The sequence below is a fragment of the Microbacterium sp. X-17 genome (genome assembly GCF_039615055.1).
Window position 1 is genome coordinate 1 of the sequence record NZ_JBDHNI010000017.1, and the last position, 4,627, is coordinate 4,627.

Below are 4,627 nucleotides of genomic sequence, written 5' to 3' on the forward strand. Positions count from 1 at the left end.
CGACGGGTAGCCGGCCTGAGAGGGTGACCGGCCACACTGGGACTGAGACACGGCCCAGACTCCTACGGGAGGCAGCAGTGGGGAATATTGCACAATGGGCGCAAGCCTGATGCAGCAACGCCGCGTGAGGGACGACGGCCTTCGGGTTGTAAACCTCTTTTAGCAAGGAAGAAGCGAAAGTGACGGTACTTGCAGAAAAAGCGCCGGCTAACTACGTGCCAGCAGCCGCGGTAATACGTAGGGCGCAAGCGTTATCCGGAATTATTGGGCGTAAAGAGCTCGTAGGCGGTTCGTCGCGTCTGCTGTGAAAACCCGAGGCTCAACCTCGGGCCTGCAGTGGGTACGGGCGAACTAGAGTGCGGTAGGGGAGATTGGAACTCCTGGTGTAGCGGTGGAATGCGCAGATATCAGGAAGAACACCGATGGCGAAGGCAGATCTCTGGGCCGTAACTGACGCTGAGGAGCGAAAGGGTGGGGAGCAAACAGGCTTAGATACCCTGGTAGTCCACCCCGTAAACGTTGGGAACTAGTTGTGGGGTCCATTCCACGGATTCCGTGACGCAGCTAACGCATTAAGTTCCCCGCCTGGGGAGTACGGCCGCAAGGCTAAAACTCAAAGGAATTGACGGGGACCCGCACAAGCGGCGGAGCATGCGGATTAATTCGATGCAACGCGAAGAACCTTACCAAGGCTTGACATACACGAGAACGCTGCAGAAATGTAGAACTCTTTGGACACTCGTGAACAGGTGGTGCATGGTTGTCGTCAGCTCGTGTCGTGAGATGTTGGGTTAAGTCCCGCAACGAGCGCAACCCTCGTTCTATGTTGCCAGCACGTAATGGTGGGAACTCATGGGATACTGCCGGGGTCAACTCGGAGGAAGGTGGGGATGACGTCAAATCATCATGCCCCTTATGTCTTGGGCTTCACGCATGCTACAATGGCCGGTACAAAGGGCTGCAATACCGTAAGGTGGAGCGAATCCCAAAAAGCCGGTCCCAGTTCGGATTGAGGTCTGCAACTCGACCTCATGAAGTCGGAGTCGCTAGTAATCGCAGATCAGCAACGCTGCGGTGAATACGTTCCCGGGTCTTGTACACACCGCCCGTCAAGTCATGAAAGTCGGTAACACCTGAAGCCGGTGGCCCAACCCTTGTGGAGGGAGCCGTCGAAGGTGGGATCGGTAATTAGGACTAAGTCGTAACAAGGTAGCCGTACCGGAAGGTGCGGCTGGATCACCTCCTTTCTAAGGAGCATCTGGATCTCCTCGGAGATCCCAGAGCCCACTCGGAGCGAATGTCTTCGAGGGGTTAGCTCATGGGTGGAACATTTGACGAGGTCTCGAGGGATCGAGTCGAGCTCAGTACGTCGCTTGCGACCGGAACGGCTCGGTGAGAGAGATCGAGACATGCACGCTGTTGGGTCCTGAGGGACCGGATGCGCTCCGCAAGGAGCCAGACGGACCTCTGGGCCCTTCTTGCTTGTCCGACGGACAACGCGAGAGGGGCACCGCCCGTACTTTGAGAACTACACAGTGGACGCGAGCATCTTAGAGACGATCCTTCGGGATCGTTTCACAAACGAATGATCGAATAGATCAACTCATGTGATTTCAAGTCTTTAAGAGCAAACGGTGGATGCCTTGGCATCTGGAGCCGAAGAAGGACGTAGCAATCTGCGATAAGCCTCGGGGAGTTGATAAGCAAACTTTGATCCGAGGGTCTCCGAATGGGGAAACCCCGCTGGGCGGCGTGCCGACCCAGTGACTCCCGCCTGAATATATAGGGCGGGTAGAGGGAACGTGGGGAAGTGAAACATCTCAGTACCCACAGGAAGAGAAAGCAACCGCGATTCCGTTAGTAGTGGCGAGCGAAACCGGAACAGGCTAAACCGAGCGTGTGTGATAGCCGGCAGGCGTTGCACGTTCGGGGTTGTGGGACTTTTCATGTTGTTCTGCCGAACAGCGAGCGTTACAAGAGGGTATAGACGAATGGCATTGAAAGGCCAGTCATAGAGGGTGCCAACCCCGTAGTCGAAATGCCCCCCTTGGCGCGAGAAGTATCCCAAGTAGCACGGGGCCCGAGAAATCCCGTGTGAATCTGTCAGGACCACCTGATAAGCCTAAATACTCCCAGATGACCGATAGCGGACAAGTACCGTGAGGGAAAGGTGAAAAGTACCCCGGGAGGGGAGTGAAATAGTACCTGAAACCGTTTGCTTACAAACCGTTGGAGCCTCCTTAGCAGGGGTGACAGCGTGCCTTTTGAAGAATGAGCCTGCGAGTTAGCGATATGTGGCGAGGTTAACCCGAGAGGGGTAGCCGTAGCGAAAGCGAGTCTGAATAGGGCGATTCAGTCGCATGTCCTAGACCCGAAGCGAAGTGATCTATCCATGGCCAGGTTGAAGCGACGGTAAGACGTCGTGGAGGACCGAACCCACTTAGGTTGAAAACTGAGGGGATGAGCTGTGGATAGGGGTGAAAGGCCAATCAAACTTCGTGATAGCTGGTTCTCTCCGAAATGCATTTAGGTGCAGCGTTGCGTGTTTCTTGCCGGAGGTAGAGCTACTGGATGGCCGATGGGCCCCACCAGGTTACTGACGTCAGCCAAACTCCGAATGCCGGTAAGTGAGAGCGCAGCAGTGAGACTGTGGGGGATAAGCTTCATAGTCGAGAGGGAAACAACCCAGACCACCAACTAAGGTCCCAAAGCGCGTGCTAAGTGGGAAAGGATGTGGAGTTGCCTTGACAACCAGGAGGTTGGCTTAGAAGCAGCCACCCTTGAAAGAGTGCGTAATAGCTCACTGGTCAAGTGATTCCGCGCCGACAATGTAACGGGGCTCAAGCACGCCACCGAAGTTGTGGCATTGACATTAGTGGTAGGCCTTCGTGGTCCAGCCGTGTTGATGGGTAGGAGAGCGTCGTGTCGCGAGTGAAGCGGCGGGGTAACCCAGCCGTGGACGCGACACGAGTGAGAATGCAGGCATGAGTAGCGAAAGACGTGTGAGAAACACGTCCTCCGAAAGACCAAGGGTTCCAGGGTCAAGCTAATCTGCCCTGGGTAAGTCGGGACCTAAGGCGAGGCCGACAGGCGTAGTCGATGGACAACGGGTTGATATTCCCGTACCGGCGAAGAACCGCCCCAATCAATCCAGTGGTGCTAAGTGCCCGAATCTTCGGACTCAACCCTTCGGGGAGCGGTCCGCTGGCTAGCGCACGACCCCATGCTGGTGCGGTTAGCGTATTAACAGGTGTGACGCAGGAAGGTAGCCCAAGCCAGGCGATGGTTGTCCTGGTGCAAGTGCGTAGGCCGAGCTGTAGGCAAATCCGCAGCTCTTACGGCTGAGACACGATGCGGATAAAAAGTGGGTGATCCTATGCTGCCAAGAAAAGCATCGACGCGAGGTTCTAGCCGCCCGTACCCTAAACCGACTCAGGTGGTCAGGTAGAGAATACCAAGGAGATCGAGAGAATCGTGGTTAAGGAACTCGGCAAAATGCCCCCGTAACTTCGGGAGAAGGGGGGCCTTCGACGTATTAGGACTTGCTCCGAAAGCGTTTGGAGGCCGCAGAGACTAGTGGGTAGCGACTGTTTACTAAAAACACAGGTCCGTGCCAAGTCGCAAGACGATGTATACGGACTGACGCCTGCCCGGTGCTGGAAGGTTAAGAGGAAGGGTTAGCGTAAGCGAAGCTCAGAATTTAAGCCCCAGTAAACGGCGGTGGTAACTATAACCATCCTAAGGTAGCGAAATTCCTTGTCGGGTAAGTTCCGACCTGCACGAATGGCGTAACGACTTCCCAACTGTCTCAACCGCGAACTCGGCGAAATTGCACTACGAGTAAAGATGCTCGTTACGCGCAGCAGGACGGAAAGACCCCGTGACCTTTACTACAGCTTGGTATTGGTGTTCGGTGTGGCTTGTGTAGGATAGGTGGGAGACTTTGAAGCGTGGACGCCAGTTCACGTGGAGTCATTGTTGAAATACCACTCTGGTCACTCTGGATATCTAACTTCGAACCGTAATCCGGTTCAGGGACAGTGCCTGGTGGGTAGTTTAACTGGGGCGGTTGCCTCCCAAAAAGTAACGGAGGCGCCCAAAGGTTCCCTCAACCTGGTTGGCAATCAGGTGGCGAGTGTAAGTGCACAAGGGAGCTTGACTGTGAGACTGACAGGTCGAGCAGGGACGAAAGTCGGGACTAGTGATCCGGCAGTGGCTTGTGGAAGCGCTGTCGCTCAACGGATAAAAGGTACCTCGGGGATAACAGGCTGATCTTGCCCAAGAGTCCATATCGACGGCATGGTTTGGCACCTCGATGTCGGCTCGTCGCATCCTGGGGCTGGAGTAGGTCCCAAGGGTTGGGCTGTTCGCCCATTAAAGCGGTACGCGAGCTGGGTTTAGAACGTCGTGAGACAGTTCGGTCCCTATCCGCTGCGCGCGTAGGAAATTTGAGAGGATCTGACCCTAGTACGAGAGGACCGGGTTGGACGAACCTCTGGTGTGTCAGTTGTTCTGCCAAGAGCACCGCTGATTAGCTACGTTCGGGATGGATAACCGCTGAAAGCATCTAAGCGGGAAGCCGGCCTCAAGATGAGATTTCCATGCCTTCGGGCGAGAGGCTCCCAGC

At 55.5% G+C, this 4,627-nt stretch carries 2 rRNA genes; both read left to right on the forward strand.

Going from position 1 to position 4,627, the window contains the following annotated elements:
• A 16S ribosomal RNA gene (locus ABCS02_RS34545) occupies positions 1-1,247 on the forward strand; the annotation flags it as partial.
• Positions 1,248-1,611: 364 nt separating this feature from the next.
• Positions 1,612-4,627, forward strand: a 23S ribosomal RNA gene (locus ABCS02_RS34550); the annotation flags it as partial.